We start from the raw sequence: 18,908 nt of genomic DNA, 5'->3' as shown, positions 1-18,908 counted from the left end.
GCAGTCCTAGACAGCTCCACCACACCGGAGGTCTTCGCCTTTGATCAAGACCCCCGTGTCAACAACGCTCGTGATCAATACAGCTAGGGCGTGTTCCGAGGGGCGTCACGGCGCGGACATTTCTCCGCGCTGTGCAGGTGCCGGACGAAGGGGAAGCGATGATTCCGCGCCAATGACGTCCAAACCGTTGACACGTGACTGCACCCTGTGGCCGAGAAGCCGGTACGCGCCCTCATCCCACGGGATGACACTCCGCCCGACGCAGTACAGCGACCGTGGGCCGAGAGTCCGGCTCGCAGTCGGACTCCCGCCCCCCATTCGGCGGTGACTATGGAAGGGCATCCTGCTGGACCCCCTGACGTGCGAAGACGCACCTCGGACGTGCGGAGACCGCACATCGAAGGGGGTCGTCCCTGCCTGCCCAACCCGACGGGAGTCCCCTTCGCCGTGGCTACGTTCCTGTACAAACTAGGCCGCCTCGCCTTCCGGCGCCGCCGCTATGTGGCACTGCTCTGGGTGGCGCTCCTCGTCGGTGCGGGCGTCGCGGCGTCGACCGCACCGGCACCGCCCGAGGACTCCTTCTCGATGCCGGGGACGGAGTCGCAGAAGGCCTTCGACCTCCTGGAGAAGCGCTTCCCGGACGCCAGCGCCGACGGCGCGAGCGCCCGCGTCGTCATACGGGCCCCCGAGGGCGAGAAGGTCACCTCCGCCGAGCCCAAGGCCGAGGTCGAGAAGATGATCTCGGCCATCGGCAAGGGCTCGCAGGTGGCGAGCGTCGACGACCCGTACAAGGCGAAGACCGTCAGCAAGGACGGCACCACCGCGTACGCCTCCGTCACGTACAAGGTCGTCGCCACCGAGCTGACGGACAAGTCGCGCGACGCCCTGACCAAGGCCACCGACGCCACCCGTGACGCGGGACTGACCGTCGAGACCGGCGGTGACGCCGTCATGGCCGAGCAGGAGATGGGCGGCAGCGCCGAACTCATCGGCATCGCGATCTCCGCGGTCGTCCTGATCCTCACCTTCGGCTCGCTGGTCGCCGCGGGCATGCCGCTGCTCACCGCGATCATCGGCGTCATGATCGGCGTCTTCGCCATCGGGGCGCTCGGCAGCGTCCTCGAACTCTCCAGCACCACCCTCACCCTGGCGACGATGATCGGCCTCGCCGTCGGCATCGACTACGCCCTCTTCATCGTCTCCCGCTACCGGGCGGAGATAGCCGAGGGCCGCACACCGGAGGACGCCGCGGGACGCGCCACCGGCACCGCCGGTTCCGCCGTGGTCTTCGCCGGACTCACCGTCGTCGTCGCCCTCTCCGGCCTCGCGGTCGTCAACATCCCGATCCTCACCAAGATGGGCCTCGCCGCGGCGGGCACCGTCGTGGTCGCCGTCCTCATCGCGCTCACCATGATCCCCGCGCTGCTCGGCTTCGCCGGCCGCAAGGTGCTGAGCCGCAAGGACCGCAAGAAGCCCGCGGGCCACAGCGACCCGCACGCCAAGCCCAAGCTCGGCACCCGCTGGTCCCGCTTCGTGCTGCGCCGCCCGCTCGCCGTCCTGACCGTCGCCGTCCTCGGCCTCGGCGCGGTGGCGGTCCCGGCCACCAGCCTCGAACTCGGTCTGCCCGACGAGGGCTCGTCGGCGCCGGACAGCACCCAGCGCAAGGCGTACGACATGCTGTCCGAGTCCTTCGGCGCGGGCTTCAACGGCCCCCTGATGGTCACCGTCAGCAAGGACGCCGACGTGGCGGGCGCCGCCAAGACCGTCGGCGACAAGCTCGCCGAGGTCGAGGGAGTCGTCGCCGTGACGCCGCCCGCGCCCAACAAGGCCGGGGACACCGCGATCATGAACGTCGTCCCGAAGACCGGGCCGAGCGACCACAAGACCGAGGAACTGGTCAAGACGATCCGCTCGAACGCCGGTGACATCGGCGCCGACACGGACTCCGAGATCCTGGTCACCGGTCAGACCGCGATGACCATCGACTTCTCGCAGACCCTGGACGACGCGCTCATTCCCTACCTCGCCCTGGTCGTCGGCCTGGCGTTCGTGCTCCTGATGCTGGTCTTCCGCTCGATCCTGGTCCCGCTCAAGGCGGCGCTCGGCTTCCTGCTCTCGGTGGCCGCCGCGCTCGGCGCCGTCGTCGCCGTCTTCCAGTGGGGCTGGCTCGCGGACATCGTGGGCGTCGACCAGCCCGGCCCGATCATGAGCATGATGCCGATCTTCATGATCGGCGTGGTCTTCGGTCTCGCCATGGACTACGAGGTCTTCCTCGTGACCCGGATGCGCGAGGCGTACGTCCACGGGTCGAGCCCCGCCGAGTCGGTCGTCACCGGCTTCACCCACGGCGGACGCGTCGTGGCCGCCGCCGCGATCATCATGATCAGCGTCTTCTCCGGCTTCATCATGGAGAACGACGACATGATCAAGATGATGGGCTTCGGCCTCGCGGTCGCCGTCCTCTTCGACGCCTTCGTCGTCCGCATGGCGATCGTCCCCGCGGTCCTCGCCCTGCTCGGCAAGTCCGCGTGGTGGCTGCCGCGCTGGCTGGACAAGGCCCTGCCCAACGTCGACGTGGAGGGCGAGAAGCTGCACAAGTCCCTCGGCGACACGGTGGCGCCGGGCGCGGAGACCGAGCGGGAGCTGACGCCCGTCGGCCGCTGACACGCCGCCGTACCCGCTGAGCGGGCCGGGCGGGACCCCCTGGCAGAGGGAGTCCCGGCCGGCCCGCTCCGCCATGTCCGGCGGCGGCCCGCACGCGCGCGTGGGCACGGTTTCGCAACTGATCAGGAATCGAGAAGCATCCGCACCGGGGCCTCCCTAGATTGGGCGGTACGGAGAGCACGGGCACGCCGCCCCCGCGACGGTGAACGGGAGCGCGGCGGGCCTCGAAGAGGGAGAGACGATGAGCAAGGCCCCACGTACGGACGAGCGGGCGTCCACGCCGCACGCCGCCGACAGCCACGACCTGATCCGCGTGCACGGGGCGCGGGAGAACAACCTCAAGGACGTCAGCGTCGAACTGCCCAAGCGCAGGCTCACGGTGTTCACCGGCGTCTCGGGGTCGGGCAAGAGCTCCCTGGTGTTCCACACCATCGCCGCCGAGTCCCAGCGGATGATCAACGAGACGTACAGCGCGTTCGTGCAGGGCTTCATGCCGACCCTCGCCCGTCCCGAGGTCGACGTGCTCGAAGGACTCACCACCGCGATCATCGTCGACCAGCAGCGGCTCGGCGCCGACCCGCGCTCCACGGTCGGCACCGCCACCGACGTCAACGCCATGCTGCGCGTGCTGTTCAGCAGGCTCGGCGAGCCGCACATCGGCTCGCCCAACGCGTACGCGTTCAACGTCGCCTCGGTCCGGGCGAGCGGCGGCATCACGGTCGAGCGCGGCGCCGGGAAGACCAAGACCGTGAAGGCCACCTTCCACCGCACCGGCGGCATGTGCACCCGCTGCGAGGGCCGCGGCAAGGTCTCCGACATCGACCTCACCCAGCTCTACGACGACTCCAAGTCGCTCTCCGAAGGCGCCTTCACCATCCCCGGCTGGAAGTCCGACAGCCAGTGGACCGTGCAGCTCTACGCCCAGTCGGGCTTCGTCGACCCGGACAAGCCGATCCGCGAGTACACGGAGAAGGAACTCCAGGCCTTCCTGTACGGCGAGCCGACCAAGATCAAGGTCAACGGCGTCAACCTCACCTACGAGGGGCTCATCCCCAAGGTCCAGAAGTCGTTCCTCGCCAAGGACCGCGAGGGCATGCAGCCCCACATCAGGGACTTCGTGGACCGGGCCGTCGCCTTCACCACCTGCCCCGAGTGCGAGGGCACCCGGCTCAGCGCCGAGGCGCGGTCCTCCACGATCAAGAAGATCAGCATCGCCGACGCCTGCGCCATGCAGATCAGCGACCTGGCCACATGGGTCGGCGGACTCGACGAGCCCTCGGTGGCGCCGCTGCTCACCGCGCTGCGGCACACCCTCGACTCGTTCGTGGAGATCGGCCTCGGCTACCTCTCCCTGGACCGGCCCGCGGGCACGCTGTCGGGGGGCGAGGCGCAGCGCGTGAAGATGATCCGCCACCTCGGCTCCTCGCTCACCGACACCACCTACGTCTTCGACGAGCCCACCGTCGGCCTGCACCCGCACGACATCCAGCGGATGAACGGCCTGCTGCTGCGGCTGCGGGACAAGGGCAACACCGTCCTCGTCGTCGAGCACAAGCCGGAGACGATCGCCGTCGCCGACCACGTCGTCGACCTCGGCCCCGGCGCGGGCACGGCGGGCGGCACCGTCTGCTACGAGGGCACCGTCGAGGGGCTGCGGTCCAGCGGCACCCTCACCGGACGCCACTTCGACGACCGGGCGTCCCTGAAGGAGACGGTGCGCGAGCGCACCGGCGCCCTGGAGATCCGCGGTGCCTCCACGCACAACCTGCGCGACGTCGACGTGGACGTCCCGCTCGGCGTGCTCACCGTCGTGACCGGCGTCGCGGGCTCCGGCAAGAGCTCCCTGGTGCACGGTTCGCTCGTCGGCGGCTCCCGGGGCGTCGACCCGGACGTGGTGGTGGTCGACCAGGGCGCGATCCGCGGCTCACGGCGCAGCAACCCCGCCACCTACACGGGCCTGCTCGACCCGGTCCGCAAGGCCTTCGCCAAGGCCAACGGCGTCAAGCCCGCCCTGTTCAGCGCCAACTCCGAGGGCGCCTGCCCCGCCTGCAACGGCGCCGGTGTCATCTTCACCGACCTCGCGATGATGGCCGGCGTCTCCACGCCCTGCGACGAGTGCGAGGGCAAGAGGTTCCAGCCCGAGGTCCTCGAATACCGCCTCGGCGGGCGCGACATCAGCGAGGTGCTCGCGATGTCCGTGACGGAGGCCGAGGAGTTCTTCCGCGAGGGGGAGGCCCGCACGCCCGCGGCCCACCGCGTCCTCACCCGCCTCGTCGACGTCGGGCTCGGCTACCTCAGCCTCGGCCAGCCGCTCACCACGCTCTCCGGCGGCGAGCGGCAGCGGCTCAAGCTCGCCACCCACATGAGCGAGAAGGGCGGCGTCTACATCCTGGACGAGCCGACCGCGGGGCTCCACCTGGCCGACGTGGAGCAGCTGCTCGGGCTGCTCGACCGGCTCGTCGACTCCGGCAAGTCGGTCATCGTCGTCGAGCACCACCAGGCCGTCATGGCGCACGCCGACTGGATCATCGACCTCGGCCCCGGCGCCGGCCACGACGGCGGCAGGGTCGTCTTCGAGGGCACCCCCGCCGACCTGGTGGCCAAGCGCGCCACGCTCACCGGCGAGCACCTCGCGGCGTACGTCGGCGCCTGACCCGGGGCGCCCGCGCGGTGGTCCGTGGTCGGGCCACCGCGCGGACGGCGGCACGATGCCCTCCCACACGGCGAACCGCCCCGCCCGGGGGTGCCGGGGGGCCGGCGGTGCCGGGGACCGGTGACATGGCGCGGCACGTCTGCCCCGGCGTGTGGTGGGGCCGGACATTCATTGGCGCGGCTCGTCCGCCCAAGGCCCGCGGCGGGGCGGGGCATTCACGCGGCACGTCCGCACCCAGGTGAGTGGTGGGGCCGGACATTCGCGCGGCTGGTCCGTCCTAGGTGTGTGGTGGGGCGGGCATTCGCGCGGCTCGTTCGCACCTAGGTGCGTGGTGGGTCCGGACATTCGCGCGGCTGGTCCGTCCTAGGTGTGTGGTGGGGCGGGCATTCGCGCGGCTCGTTCGCACCTAGGTGCGTGGTGGGTCCGGACAATCGGGCGGCTGGTCCGTCCTAGGTGTGTGGTGGGGCGGGAGATTCGCGCGGCTCGTTCGCACCTAGGTGCGTGGTGGGTCCGGACAATTGGGCGGCTCGTCCGCCTTAGGTGTGTGGTGGGGCGGGAGATTCGCGCGGCACGTCCGCACCCAGGTGCGTGGTGGGGCCGGACATTCGCGCGGCACGTCCGCCCGGCGCGTGGTGGGGCGGGAGATCTGCGCGGCTCGTCCGCATCTAGGCGCGCGGTGGACCCGGGCATTCGCGCGGCACGTCCGGCCAAGGCGCGTGGCGGGTCCGGGCGTCCGTGCGGTGTGCTGAGCCGCGACCCCGTATGGGGTGGTCCACGCCGGTCGGTGACAATCATGTCCATGGCAGCGCTGAGTGAACTCCTCCCCGTGGCAGCCGTCCTCCTCGACGCCCCCGCGGCCGACTGGCGCGAGGCCGTGGGGCGCGCCGGTGACCTGATGGTCGCGACGGGCGCCGCCACGGACACGTACACCGCCGAGATGATCGACAACGTGGAGCGCAACGGGCCCTACATCGTCATCGCGCCCGGCCTCGCCCTCGCGCACGCGCGACCGTCGCCCGCCGTCCTGCGCACCGGCATGTCCTGGGTGCGGCTCGCGGAGCCCGTGGAGTTCGGGCACGAGGCCCACGACCCCGTCGAGCTGGTCGTCGGCCTCGCCGCGCGGGACGCCGCCGAGCACACCGCGGCCATGGGAGCCCTGGCCCGGCTGTTCGCCGACCCCGGCACGGCGCGCGCCCTGCGCGAGGCGCCCACCCCGCGGGCCGTGCACGCGCTGCTGTCCGGCGGCCCCGAGCCCGCGCCGCCGGGGAAGGAGGCGGCCCACGGCGGCGGTGACCACCACACGATCCTGACCGTGTGCGGCAACGGGGTCGGCACCAGCCTCTTCCTCAAGCAGACCCTCGAAGGCGTCCTGGACCGCTGGGGCTGGAGCGGACACGTCACCGTGGAGGCGACGGACACCATCTCGGCCAAGGGCAAGGCCGGCGAAGCCGTCGCCATCCTCACCTCGCGGGAGATCGCCCGGACCCTCGGGGACGTGGGCGTCCCGGTGAAGGTCGTCGAGGACTTCACCAGCGCGGCCGAGGCCGACCGCGTCCTGCGCGACACCTACGACGTCTGACCGGACCGGACCGTGCCGGCCCGGAGGCACCTACCGGCCACAGCGGCCGGCCGCGGAAGGAGAACCCCATGGACTGGCCCGTGTCGGCCGCCGAGTTCCTCGTCAACGAGATCCTCAGCCAACCCGCCTACCTCATCGGCCTCATCACCGCCGCGGGACTGCTCGCGCTGAGGAAGCCCGCGGGCCAGGTCGTCGGCGGCGCCATCAAGGCGACCCTCGGCTTCCTGCTGATCGGGGCGGGCGCCACGCTCGTCGTCGGCGCCCTCGCCCCGCTCGGCGAGATGATCCAGGGCGCCACCGGGGCCCACGGGGTGATCCCCACCAACGAGGCCATCGTCGGCATCGCCCAGGAGCGGTACGGCGCCCGCGTCGCCTGGCTGATGATCCTCGGCTTCGCCGTCAGCCTGCTCCTCGCCCGCTTCACACCCCTGCGCTACGTCTTCCTGACCGGCCATCACATGCTCTTCATGGCGACGCTCCTGACGATGGTCCTCGCCGGCGCGGGTCAGCCCTCCTGGGCCGTGGTCGTCGTCGGCGGCGTCCTGCTCGGCATCCTCCTGGTGGCGATGCCCGCCTTCGCCCACCCGTGGACCAAGCGCGTCACCGGCAACGACAGCGTCGCCATCGGCCACTTCGGCACGGTCGGTTACATCGCGTCCGGCGCCACGGGCCGACTGGTGGGCCGCCGCAGCCGCAGCACCGAGGAGATGAACCTCCCCGAGGGGCTGCGCTTCCTGCGCGACTCGATGGTGGCGACCGCCCTGTCCATGGTCCTGATCCACCTCGTCATGTCGCTCGTCTTCCTCGGCAAGGCCGGCGAGGCAACCGCCTTCAGGGCCTTCGGCGACGGCGGGGCGGGCGCGAGCGGCGTCGGCGACTACGTCATGCGGTCCGTGATGCAGGGCCTGCAGTTCGGCATCGCGGTCGCCGTGATCCTCTTCGGCGTCCGCACGATCCTCGGCGAGCTGGTACCGGCCTTCCAGGGCATCGCGCGGAAGCTGGTGCCGGGAGCGGTGCCCTCGCTCGACGCGCCGATCGTCTTCCCCTACGCCCAGAACGCCGTCCTCGTCGGCTTCGTCTCCAGCTTCATCGGCGGCCTCGTCGGCCTCGGCCTGCTCGCCTGGGTCTTCCACCCCGCCCTCGGGCTCGCCCTCGTCCTGCCGGGCCTGGTCCCGCACTTCTTCACCGGCGGCGCGGCGGGCGTCTACGGCAACGCCACCGGCGGCCGGCGCGGCGCGGCTGCCGGAGCCTTCGTCAACGGCGTCCTCATCACCTTCCTGCCCGCGCTGCTCCTGAAGGTCCTCGGCGCCTTCGGCGAGGAGAACACCACCTTCGGGGACGCCGACTTCGGCTGGTTCGGCACGCTCATCGGCTACGCGGCCAAGGCGGGCGAGACCGGCGGCGTCGTCCTGATGCTGCTGATCGGCGCCGCCGTCCTGCTCGGCGCGGTCGTCTTCCAGAAGCGGGTCGTGGAGACCGGCTGGGACCCCGGCGCCCACCGCGACGCGCTGCTGCCGCCGGACGGTGCGCCCGCCCGGGCCGCCGCGAGCGCCTCCGCGGCCGGCACCCCGGTGGCGTACGCGAGGATCGCGCCCCCGCGCGGGGCACCGAAGCCGCCCCCGCCCCCGGAGGGGCAGGCCTGACGGGGGGCAGGCTCAGCAGTGCTCGTACACGTGGCCTTCCTCGCCCGCGGGCAGGACGTCGCGGTCGCGCAAGGTGACGGAGAGCTGCTCGCCCCAGGAACGGCAGGCGGTCGTGAAGTCCTTCTTCACGTACTCGACGTCGAAGACCTTCCCGTCGTACGCCGCCGCGAAGTCGGGGCACTCCTGGTAGCGGGCGCACTCCTCGGTCACGGCGAAGTCGAAGCCGATGCGGCGGCGCTCGTCGAGCAGGTCCGTGGTGTTCTTCTGGGCGATGGCCAGGCCCGAGCGGTGGGCCCGCTCGGCGAGGAGGCGCGCGAAGGCCGCCGCGTGGCCGGGGGTGAGCAGGCCGTCGGAGCGTTCGTAGGAGTCGAGGTTGTCGGGCTCCACGGCGTCGAAGCCTGACTCGGCGCAGCCGTCGATCCACTTGCCGACGATCTCGGCGAGGGCGGCGCGCTTCTTCCCGGTGGAGATGTCGAGCAGGGGCTCCCGCCAGTCCTCGTCGACGACCGGGTCCCCCTCGTCGTCGCGCAGGAGGAGGTCGGGGTGCTCGCGCTGCCACCAGCGGGCGGCCTTGGTGCCGGGCTGGGACTGGAAGGCGTTGACGTAGCAGATGTTGTAGACGCCGGGGGCGGGGTCCGCCGACCGGTCGCGGGAGACGGCCCGTGTCTTCGCCGGGGGCGCGTAGGCCCCGCCCAGCTGGTAGTCGAAGGCGGCGTCGGCGGCGGGCCGCCGGACGCCGTCCCCCGATCGCCCGGTCGCGGACCTGCCGGGTCCCGCCTCGTCGGAGCCGCCGGACGAGCAGGCGGCGAGGGAGCTGAGGAGGGCGAGGAGCAACACGCCGCCGACGCCGGCGCGGAGGGTCCGCGAGGCGCGGTCCCTCCCGGGCCGGTCGCCGCGGTTCCTCCGGGTGGGCCACATGATCCAGGTCACCGCACCAGGATCTCAGCCCCTTCCGGCGCGCCGTGCACGGGGTGTCCGGTCAGGTCAGGTTCAGGGCTTTTGCCGCCTCCTCGGCCATGCCCGCCTCGCCCGCCGCGTTCGGGTGCACGGGGACGAAGTTGGTGCCGAAGAGCACCGGCTCGATCCACCGCTCTCCCGCGGGCCGGCAGGCGTCGTGCGCGTCGGAGGCCGCGGCCAGGTCGACGAACGTCGTGCCGGTCTCGGCCGCCGCCCGCCGGGCGGCGCCGTTCAGATGCGCCTGGAGGTCGCGCAGGTAGGGCACGTCGCCCTCGGCGATCGGCATCTTGGCGAAGCAGCCGGGGACGGCCTTGGCCGGGGTGATCCACGGATAGCCGAGGATCGCGACCTCGGCCTTGGGGGACTTGGCCTTGATCTGGTTGAGCGAGGCCTTGAGCGCGGGATAGGTGTTCGCGTCGATCTGGTCCTTGAACTTGCTGCCGTACTTGTCCTCGCAGGGGTTGCCCTTGCCGCCCGTGAGGATGCCGGCGCTGCCGCAGGACAGGATCGCGTTGATGAACGTGCTGTTGTCGTTGCCGCCGATGGTGAGGGTGACGAGCTGCGTGTCGCTCCTCAGCGCGTCGAACTGCGGGGCCACGCCCGGGTACTGGGCGGTGGTGAAGTGCTTGGTCTGCGCACCGCCGCAGGTCACGTCCTTGAGCGTCGCGCCGGTCGAGGCGGCGAGGAGGTGCGGGTAGTTCTTCGAGGTGCGGGCGCACAGGAGCGGCGCCTGCGGGTCCAGGGGCAGGACGCCCGATCCGGCGCTGTAGCTGTCGCCGAGGGCGACGTACCGCAGCGGCTCGGCGCTGTCGGCGGCGGCGGGGCCCGCGCCGAGGCCGAGGGCGGCGATTCCGGTGACGGCGGCGAGGGCGGCGACGGCGCGCTGCTGTGCGGGCATCCGCATGAGCGATCTCCTCCGGACGTGGGGGCGGCGAGCAGTGGGGGTGCACGGGGCTCGGGCAAGCTAGTGCACGTCTTCAACTGCCTGCTACGCCTGGAGATGCGCGTCCGGACGGGGTGTTTTGGCATACGGGTGACTAGCGTCGGCGGGGTCCACCGCCGCCGCCGCGCGCCGTCCGCCGTGCGGGGCGCGATGCCCGCGCCCCGCACGGCAGGGCCCTGGCCCCCGCACCGGTCAGAGGTGGGTACCTTGGTGCGGAACCCCTGAGAGCGTTCCGTACGTTGGGCAGGGCGGGGCCGCGCCGTGCGTGCCCGTGGAGCACCGCCCGGCGGTGCGGACATCGAGGACGGGGGGCCGCGTGCCGCAGCAGCGCCGTTCCGCACGCCTCGCCGCGTCCGGGCTCTCCCTGCTCGTCACCGTCCTCGCCCTGTTCGTGCCGTCCGCCGCGACGGCGTACGGAGCTCCGGGCGACGGGCGGCTCACCCACCACACGGTGGCGGCGCACGCCGGCGAGCAGGCCGGCGCCGAGGACGTCCCGGCGCTCCGCGTCACCGTCGCCCACCGCCTCGACGCCCACATCCCGGGGCCGCAGCCGCAGGGCTCCCCCCGCACGTCCCCCGACGTGGTGCCGCCCCTCCCGCCGTCCGGGACGGACGCCCGCCCCGTCTCGCGGGTGTCGTCGCACCGGACGATCGAGGCCGCCGCCCCGCGGGGCCCGCCCCACCGATGAGCACGCAGACCCGCTCCGACGCCTGACCCGGCGCCTCTCGCGCCGCACGGTCACGCGTCCCTCCGTCCTGCCCTCATCGTGGAGAACCCATGTCCCCTGCGCCCGATCCCCGTGCGCCCGAAGACCGACCGCGCCCACCGCGCCGACCGCGCCGACCGCGCCGACCGCGCACATCCGGCTCCGGCAGGCCCACGTCCCGTACCCCCGAATCCCGTACTCCCAAGTCCCGCACCCGCACATCGCGGGCGCCCCTGTGGCGGGCGGTCGTCGCGCTGGCCGTCGTCGCCCTCTCCCTCTACGTCGCCCTGACCCAGAGCGCCCGCCTCGGGCTCGACCTGCGGGGCGGCACCCAGATCGTCCTGGAGACCAAGGACGCGCCGAAGGTCAAGGCCGACGCCCGGTCCACCGACCGCGCCCTGGAGGTGCTGCGTCAGCGCGTCGACGCCCTCGGCGTCGCCGAACCCGGCCTCGCCCGCTCCGGCGAGAAGCGCATCATCGTCGAACTGCCCGGCGTCCAGGACCCGCGCAAGGCCGCCGAGGTCATCGGCCGCACGGCCCAGCTCTCCGTCCATCCGGTGACGGGCGAGACCACCGGGAAGAAGGCCGCCCCCGGCGGAGCGCGCGCGCTGCCCGATCCGGACCGGCCCGGCAGCCGCCTCGTGCTCGGCCCCGCCGTGCTCTCCGGGGACGGCGTGAAGGACGCCGAGGCGGTCCTCGACCAGCAGTCGCTCGCTGGCTGGACCGTCTCGCTCGACTTCCGCTCGGGAGCGGGCGACGCCTGGGCGCGCGTCACCGGCGAGGCGGCCTGCGCGCCGCAGGGCGCACCCGAGCGGCGCGTCGCCATCACGCTCGACGACAAGATCATCTCGGCGCCGAGCGTCAATCCTGACGTGGTCTGCAAGACCGGCATCACCGGCGGCTCCACCCAGATCACCGGCGGCTTCGACCAGGCCGAGGCCCGCGACCTCGCGGCGCTCGTCAAGGGCGGCGCCCTGCCGGTCCCCGTCGACGTCGTCGAGCAGCGCACGGTCGGCGCCACCCTCGGCGCCGAGGCCATCGCCGCGAGCACCCAGGCCGCCCTCATCGGCATCGCCCTGACCGCGCTGTTCATCACCGTCGTCTACCGGCTGCTCGGCGCGCTCGCCGCCCTCGCCCTCGCGCTGTACGGGCTGATCTCCTACGCCGCCCTGGTGGCGCTCGGCGCGACGCTCACCCTGCCGGGGCTCGCCGGGTTCGTCCTCGCCATCGGCATGGCCGTCGACGCCAACGTCCTCGTCTTCGAACGGGCAAGGGAGGAGTACCTCGCGGTCAGGTCACCGGATCTGGCGAAGCCCGTGCGCACCGGCTTCGCCAAGGCGTGGAGCGCGGTCATCGACTCGAACGTGACGACGCTGCTCGCCGCGGGGCTGCTGTTCTTCTTCGCAACGGGGCCGGTCAAGGGCTTCGGCGTCACCCTGTGCGTCGGCGTGCTGGCCTCGATGGTCACCGCCCTCGTCATCACCCGGTGCTTCGCCGACTTCGCCGTCGGCCGGGAGTTCGTCCGCAGGCGGCCCGCCCTGACCGGCATCACCACCACCGGCCGGGTGCGCGCCTGGCTGGCCCGGCGCGATCCCGACCTGGTGCGCCACCGCCGCCGCTGGCTCGGCGCGAGCGCACTGCTCGTCGTGGTGGCCGTGGCGGGCATCGTGCTGCGCGGCCTCGACTTCGGCGTGGAGTTCACCGGCGGCCGTCTCGTGGAGTACAGCACGAGCAAGCCCCTGGACGCGGACGCGGCCCGCGACGCCGTGTCCGACGCGGGCTTCCCGCGCGCCGTGGTGCAGGAGTCGGGCGAGGGCGACATCACCGTACGCACGGAGAAGCTCACCGACGACGAGCAGGCGCGCGTCAAGGCGGCGCTGGGGGAGCAGGGCGGCACGGTCACGGTCGAGCGCGACGAGCTGATCGGCCCGAGCCTCGGCGACGAGCTGCGGCAGAAGGCGCTCATCGCCCTCGCCATCGCCGTCGGCGCCCAGTTGCTCTACCTGAGCGTGCGCTTCCGCTGGACCTTCGCGGCGGCGGCCGTGTCGGCGATGGTCCACGACGTGCTGCTGGTGGTGGGCCTCTTCGCCTGGCTCGGCAAGCCGGTGGACAGCGTCTTCCTCGCCGCGGTGCTCACCGTGATCGGCTACTCGGTCAACGACACGGTGGTCGTCTTCGACCGCGTACGCGAGGCACGGCACCGCGATCCGCGCGCCGGTCTGGCGTCCCTCGCCAACCGCGCGGTCGTGCGGACCCTGCCGCGGACGGTGAACACCGGCATGGGCGCGCTGTTCATCCTCGCCGCGCTCGCCGTGCTCGGCGGCGACTCGCTGGCCGACTTCTCCCTGGCGCTGATCACCGGCGTCGTGGTCGGCATGGCGTCGACGGTCTTCACGGCCGTGCCGATCGCCGTGGCCCTCGAAGAGCGCAGCCCCGCCGAGCCGCCGCCCGCCAGGCCCGGCAGGAGTTCCGGCGCGTACAGCCCGTTGGAGGCGCGGCGCGGGAAGGAGCGGGGGACGGGAGCGGTCGTCTGAGCGGACCGCCGACGGTGGCCCGGGGTCCGTCCCGGGCCACCGCCCTCTTCCGTTCGTCCGGGGTCGTGACGCGGGCTGTCAGACCTTGCGCCAGCGGGCGTTCGCCCAGGAGAAGAGGCCGAAGGCGACGAGGCCGACCGCGATGAGCGCGAGCAGCCAGGGGCCCGCGCCGGTCTGGGTGAACGAGCGCAGGGTGTTGTCCATGCCCTTGGCCTCGCCCGGCTCGTGCCGCAGCGCCGCGGCGACGGCGAACCCGCCGGCCACGCCGAACACCACGCCCCTCGCGGTGCCCCCGACGACGCCGAGGACGTCGACGCCCTGACGCACCCGGCGCGGCATCTCGGACAGGCGCAGCCGCTTGTGGAACTTCCGCATGATGGCGCGTACGGCGATCCAGATCCCCGCCACGACGACTCCGGCGCCCGCGGCGGCGACGATCCACTGCCCGCCCGGCCAGTCGAGGATCTTCGCCGTCACGTCCTTGGTCTGCTTGTCGCTCGATCCGCTGCCGCTTCCCTCGTCGCCGGCCGCGTAGGCGAGGACGGAGTAGGACACGAAGCAGTAGAAGAGGAACCGCGCGCCGGACGTGGCGCGCTTGCTCGCCTTGTGGCCGTCGGCTCCGGCCTGGCCGAACGCGGCCTCGGAGAGCCGCCACAGCGCCATCCCGGCCAGGGCGAGGCCGAGCAGCCACAGCAGGACGTTCCCGAACGGGCGGTCCGCCAGCTCGGCCACGGCGCCGCCGCGGTCGGCCTGGCGCTGTCCCTCGTCGGAGAAGGCGATCCGCAGGGCGAGCGCCCCGACGAGGAGGTAGATCACGCCGCGGCCGATGAAACCGGCCCGTGCCACCGCGTCGACGGTCCGTCCCTTGGCCGCCCGCCGGGCGTGGCCCTTTCCCCGTGCTGTCATCGAAGGCAGATGCATGGCTCCCGGATGCCCCGCCGCGACCGCTTCATGCGGCCGTGGCGGTGCCCCCGCCAGGTATGCCACCTCAGCGGAAGCCGGTCCCCGCGCCGGTCCGCCCGTCCACGCACGGTGCGCTCGCGGGGATGGTGAACGCGCGGTCGAGCCGGGTGATCCTCAGCACCCGCCAGTTGCCGGGGCGGCCGGGGACGAGCCACAGGGTGCCCCGGTCGGCGGCCACGCGCTTGCGGATGCGCACCAGCAGCCGCAGGCCGCCGGCGTCGAGGAACGTCACCTTTCTGAGGTCGGCCACGACCTGGTGGCCCGCTTGGTCGAGGAGGGCGGTCACACGGGGGCTGAGCTCCTGATCGGCCCAGGCGTCCAGCTCACCCCAGAACGTAAGGACATCGGTGCCGTTCACCACGCGGTGACGCAGGCCGAAGGTGAAGTCGGCAGTGTCCGTCTCACGGTTCAGCAGTTTCCTGCCTCCTTCACGGAATTCACGGAGAGTAGTCATCGATGGGCGGCCTGACCTGGAGAGACCCGGTTCGGACGCCGTCGCGGTCCGCGGCGGCACCGAGGTCCCATGTCCATCGTTCCCGCTCAGCAGGGTTCGTACCCTTGTCCGGCGGTAACTTTGAGCGAGAAGCGGAACTGATGACCCGTCAACTCAATGGCTACGCACAGTGATTAGAGGCGGGCCCCGCGGCGGGCCAGGTACCTCACGGGGTTCACGTCGGAGCCGTAGCCGCGCCGGACACGGATCTCCAGATGCAGGTGCGGCCCCGTGGCCCGGCCCGTCGCGCCGCTGCTCCCGATCCTGGCGCCGGTGCGGATGCGGGCGCCCCGCCGCACCGAGACGCGGGAGAGATGGGCGTAGACCGCGTAGTGGCCGTCCGGCATCCGCACGGTGACGGCCATGCCGTACGCACCCGACCAGCGGGCCAGCACGACAAGACCGCCGCCGACCGCGTACACCGGGGTGCCGGTCGGAACCGCCAGGTCGATACCGGTGTGGTGGCCCGCCGCCCACGCGCCGCGTATGCCGTAGCGGGCACTGACCCGGTAGCGCCGCCGCAGGGGGAGGATGCGGCGCGGGCGCCGTGCCGACTCGCGCTCGTCGTCCGTCGGGGGGAACTGGGCGTCGGCCTCGGCCAGTGCCGCCTCGAACTCCGGGTCGTAGCCGAGCGCGCAGTCGTCGTCGGCCCCGGGGGCGAAGGGCTCCGCGGCGCTTCCCGGCGCTGCGGCGGCCCCCAAAGAGAGGGCGCCGCCCGCCAGGAGCCCCGCGGCGAGGCCCAGGGCCTCACGTCGTGTGGTGGGGCCCGCCTTGAGCGGGCCGTCTATGTGGTTCTCCATCTCACCAAGGACAGTGGCCGAACGCGCCGGGCGCACGCCGACTGTGCCATCCGGCGTACCCCGGGTGATCGGCGGAGGCCGCCCCCAGGACGGTCGAACCGCCCATAACCACCGCCAATTCGTACGGATCATCGCCCTGTTGTCGTGCCCGGCGCGGGCAGCGGATACGGTGCTGACGTGGTGATCGAGAGGGAGGGGCCGGTGCCGGGTACTGCGCTGCTCGTCGCGGCGGCCCCCGTGAACAAGAGCCGTCTGGTCGACGCGGCATCCGTCCTGCCCGTACTCGCGGCGGTGACCCCGGCGGCGCTCGCCGGGACCGCGACCGCGAGCGTGGTGGAACTGGCCGATCCGCTGGAACCGCAGACCGTCCTGACCCGGCTGCGCGCCGCTGCCATGGCGCCGGGCCCCCTGACGGTCTACCTGATCGGACAGGTGCACCTGGACAAGCGCCAGCGCATGCCGCACCTCGCGCTGGCCAGGACCACCCCGGCGACCATGCGGTACACGGGATTCCCGTGGCACTGGATCGCCCAGGAGGTGCGGGTGCGCCCCGCGGGCAGCACCACGGTCGTCGCCGACCTGCACGCCGACGCCGAGAGCTGGGAGGCCCTTTCCGCGCACCCGCTCGACCTGGGCCCGGGCGTCGCGCTGTACGGCCGGGTCGCCCCGCCGGCCCGCCGCAGGGCGCCCGCGGACCCCGCGTACATGAAGGCGCTCGCCACCGTCCTGCGCAGCGGACACCGCCCGCCGCCCCTCCAGCTCCACCAGCAGGCCGTCGCCCAGTCGCTCGGCGACGACGCCAAGGACCTGCTGCTCGCCGTCGATCCCGCGGCGGCACCGTCCGCGCACCTGCCGCAGGCACCGCCCGAGCCGTCCGCCGACCCGCACGCGGCCATCACCGCGGCCGTGCAGGCGGGCCGGCACGGCGAGGCGGCGGCCCTCGCGGCGTCGTGGGAGCAGGCGGCGCTGCGCACGCACGGACCCGGTTCGAACGAGGTCATCCATTGGATGGAAGTCCGCGCCGACCTCGCCCGCTTCGCGGGTGACCCCGCGCGCGGCTGCGAGACCTGGCTCGCCGTGGCCGCGGCCCGCCTCGCGGCAGGACAGACCTCCGACTCGCCGGAGGTGGAGGCCGCCGCGGACCGCGCGCACCACCTCTGGGACCGGGTGCGCGACCCGGAGACCGTACGCGCCCTCGGCCCCGCCATGATCGCCCTGCGCCGGCAGGTGCCGGGCCGCCAGCGCGGCACCCTGTCACTGGCGCAGCGCCGCCTGGAGCAGTTCCACTCGCAGCACGTCGGCTGAGTCCCGGCGCCGGGACTCAGCGCGAGGTGCCGAACGCCTGGGTCCACCACGGGCCGCCGGACGCGCGGTGGATGCCGACGCCCAGCTCCTCGAAGTCGCAGTTGAGGATGTTGGCGCGGTGGCCGGGGCTGTTCATCCAGGAGTCCATCACCGAGGCCGGGGTCTGCTGGCCGCGGGCGATGTTCTCGCCGTACGTGCTCCACCGGTAGCCGGCGGCGGTGATGCGGTCGCCGGGGTCGGTGCCGTCCGGGCTCGTGTGGTCGAAGTAGTCGCGCGCGTCCATGTCCGCGGAGTGCCTGGTGGCGGCCGTGACGAGCTGTGAGTTGGAGCGGACGGGGCCGCAACCCGCCTTCGCGCGCTCGGCGTTGACCAGTGAGACGACCTGGTCGGCGGCGCCGCTGGGGGCCTCGGGAGCGGGAGCCTCCGGTTTCGGCTCCGGCTTCGGCCGGGCCTTGGCGGGTGTGGGCGAGGGCTTCGGCCTCTTCGTCGCCTCGTCGCCGGCCTCGTCCTTGCTCTTCTTCTTGTCCTTGGCCCCGCTCTTGTCGGGGGACGGCTTCGCCGAGGGCGACGCGGAGCGCTCCGCGGAGGGCGAGGCGCTCCTCGCGGTTCTCGCGACGCCGGCCTCGGCCGGGGCGGGGGCCGTGGCCTTGGCGCTCTCGTCCTCGTCGGGGCCCGTCAGCAGGTGCACCGCCGCACCCCCGGCGACGAGCGCGGCGACCGCGGCGGCCACCCCGGCCGTCCTGCGCCGCCGCTCGGCGCGTGCGCGGCGGGCGGCGGCGCGGGCGGAGCGCGGCGCGTCCTGGGCGGAGCCGACCGTGACCGGACCGGGCCGGGTGACCGCGCCGGTGAGGGCGGCCCCGACGGGCACGAGGCCGAGCGCCACGAGGAGCCGCTCGGCCGGCACGAGGTTCGACCAGTGGTCCGTGCAGACCCGGCAGTCACGGGCATGGCGCGCCAGCCGCTTGCGCCAGAGGGCGGACGGCACGCCGTCCCAGCCGGCGGCCGTCTGCCGGAGCCCGGCACAGCGCGGCTCGGTCGCCAGGGCCCTGACCACCACGCGGCTGGTCTCCAGCTGCGCCTTCATGCGCTGCACCCGTACCGCCGCGTGCTGCGGGGAGAGGTCGAGCGCCTCGGCGACCTCCGCCCGGGTCAGCTCTCCCGCGGCCTCCAGCCACCACAGCGACAGCAGGGCCCTGTCGTCCTCGTCCAGCCACCGGGTGGCCTCCGCGGTCTCCCTGCGCTGACCGGACAGGCCGAGCCTGGTGATGGTCAGGTCCACGAAGTCCGCGCCCGGGTCCACGACGTCGTACCCGTCGCCGAGGCCGCCACCGCCGGGTATCGCGCCCGTGGCACGCTCCCGCCAGTGGCCGCGTATCTGGTTCATGGTGATCGCCACGAGCCAGCTGCGGAAGCTCTCCGGGTCGCGCAGGCCGTCCAGACCGCCCAGGACCCGGATCATGGTCTCCTGCACCACGTCGTCCACGTCCGCGTGCCCGTCCAGGGCCCGCCCGACGATGTTGTAGACCAGCGGCAGGTACTCCGCCACCAGGGTGTCCTGAGCCTGCTGGTTCCCGTCCTGTGCCGCTCCGACCATCGCGGCCTGGCGTTCGCTGCTCACGCTGTGTCCACTCTCTCTGCGAGACCTGTTCTCCTCCGGCAACGAGGGAG

At 73.1% G+C, this 18,908-nt stretch carries 13 protein-coding genes; 7 read left to right on the top strand and 6 right to left on the bottom strand.

Annotation, left to right across the window (positions count from 1 at the left end):
- Positions 1 to 447 precede the first annotated feature (447 nt).
- From AB0I16_RS32825 to AB0I16_RS32810, 4 genes are all read left to right on the top strand, one after another.
- Positions 448 to 2,664 carry an MMPL family transporter gene (locus AB0I16_RS32825; protein ID WP_363253312.1) on the top strand — a complete coding sequence of 739 codons (2,217 nt, stop codon included), beginning with the start codon at positions 448 to 450 and terminating at the stop codon, positions 2,662 to 2,664.
- 241 nt (positions 2,665 to 2,905) lie between these two features.
- The gene (locus AB0I16_RS32820) at positions 2,906 to 5,317 is read left to right on the top strand and encodes an excinuclease ABC subunit UvrA (RefSeq protein ID WP_363253311.1); all 2,412 of its coding nucleotides are present in this window, start codon (positions 2,906 to 2,908) and stop codon (positions 5,315 to 5,317) included.
- A gap of 799 nt (positions 5,318 to 6,116) precedes the next feature.
- Positions 6,117 to 6,896, top strand: a complete 780-nt coding sequence (locus AB0I16_RS32815) for a PTS sugar transporter subunit IIA (RefSeq protein WP_363253310.1) — start codon at positions 6,117 to 6,119, stop codon at positions 6,894 to 6,896.
- Positions 6,897 to 6,964: 68 nt separating this feature from the next.
- A complete protein-coding gene (locus tag AB0I16_RS32810) occupies positions 6,965 to 8,539 on the top strand; it encodes a PTS ascorbate transporter subunit IIC (RefSeq protein ID WP_363253309.1) in 1,575 nt (524 codons plus the stop codon).
- Between the two features lie 12 nt (positions 8,540 to 8,551).
- Here the strand turns inward: AB0I16_RS32810 and AB0I16_RS32805 are convergent, their stop codons facing one another.
- A complete protein-coding gene (locus AB0I16_RS32805; protein WP_363253308.1) occupies positions 8,552 to 9,469 on the bottom strand; it encodes an endo alpha-1,4 polygalactosaminidase in 918 nt (305 codons plus the stop codon).
- 49 nt (positions 9,470 to 9,518) lie between these two features.
- On the bottom strand, positions 9,519 to 10,400 hold the full coding sequence (locus tag AB0I16_RS32800) for an SGNH/GDSL hydrolase family protein (RefSeq protein ID WP_363253307.1): 882 nt from the start codon (positions 10,398 to 10,400) through the stop codon (positions 9,519 to 9,521).
- A 355-nt stretch (positions 10,401 to 10,755) separates the two neighbouring features.
- On the opposite strand from AB0I16_RS32800, the gene AB0I16_RS32795 reads away from it, so the two are divergent.
- Both AB0I16_RS32795 and secD read left to right on the top strand, forming a co-directional pair.
- Positions 10,756 to 11,127, top strand: a complete 372-nt coding sequence (locus AB0I16_RS32795) for a hypothetical protein (RefSeq protein ID WP_363253306.1) — start codon at positions 10,756 to 10,758, stop codon at positions 11,125 to 11,127.
- 89 nt (positions 11,128 to 11,216) lie between these two features.
- Complete coding sequence (gene secD, locus AB0I16_RS32790; RefSeq protein WP_363253305.1) at positions 11,217 to 13,679, top strand: protein translocase subunit SecD; 2,463 nt, start codon at positions 11,217 to 11,219, stop codon at positions 13,677 to 13,679.
- A 78-nt stretch (positions 13,680 to 13,757) separates the two neighbouring features.
- Here the strand turns inward: secD and AB0I16_RS32785 are convergent, their stop codons facing one another.
- The 3 genes from AB0I16_RS32785 to AB0I16_RS32775 all read right to left on the bottom strand — a co-directional run bounded on the left by AB0I16_RS32785 (position 13,758) and on the right by AB0I16_RS32775 (position 15,935).
- Complete coding sequence (locus tag AB0I16_RS32785) at positions 13,758 to 14,585, bottom strand: DUF1206 domain-containing protein (RefSeq protein ID WP_363253304.1); 828 nt, start codon at positions 14,583 to 14,585, stop codon at positions 13,758 to 13,760.
- An 82-nt stretch (positions 14,586 to 14,667) separates the two neighbouring features.
- Positions 14,668 to 15,096, bottom strand: a complete 429-nt coding sequence (locus AB0I16_RS32780; RefSeq protein WP_363253303.1) for an STAS domain-containing protein — start codon at positions 15,094 to 15,096, stop codon at positions 14,668 to 14,670.
- Positions 15,097 to 15,269: 173 nt separating this feature from the next.
- Positions 15,270 to 15,935 carry a M23 family metallopeptidase gene (locus tag AB0I16_RS32775; RefSeq protein WP_363253302.1) on the bottom strand — a complete coding sequence of 222 codons (666 nt, stop codon included), beginning with the start codon at positions 15,933 to 15,935 and terminating at the stop codon, positions 15,270 to 15,272.
- A 201-nt stretch (positions 15,936 to 16,136) separates the two neighbouring features.
- On the opposite strand from AB0I16_RS32775, the gene AB0I16_RS32770 reads away from it, so the two are divergent.
- A complete protein-coding gene (locus AB0I16_RS32770) occupies positions 16,137 to 17,240 on the top strand; it encodes a hypothetical protein (protein WP_363253317.1) in 1,104 nt (367 codons plus the stop codon).
- 16 nt (positions 17,241 to 17,256) lie between these two features.
- On the opposite strand, the gene AB0I16_RS32765 is transcribed toward AB0I16_RS32770, so the two are convergent.
- Positions 17,257 to 18,834: a sigma-70 family RNA polymerase sigma factor gene (locus AB0I16_RS32765; RefSeq protein WP_363253316.1), complete on the bottom strand. Its 1,578-nt coding sequence runs from the start codon at positions 18,832 to 18,834 to the stop codon at positions 17,257 to 17,259.
- Positions 18,835 to 18,908: the final 74 nt, after the last annotated feature.

The sequence above is a fragment of the Streptomyces sp. NPDC050703 genome, from assembly GCF_040654435.1.
In the GTDB taxonomy this organism is placed as follows: domain Bacteria; phylum Actinomycetota; class Actinomycetes; order Streptomycetales; family Streptomycetaceae; genus Streptomyces.
The sequence above is the reverse complement of the archived record's forward strand: the minus strand, read 5'-3'. Positions and strand labels throughout refer to the sequence as shown.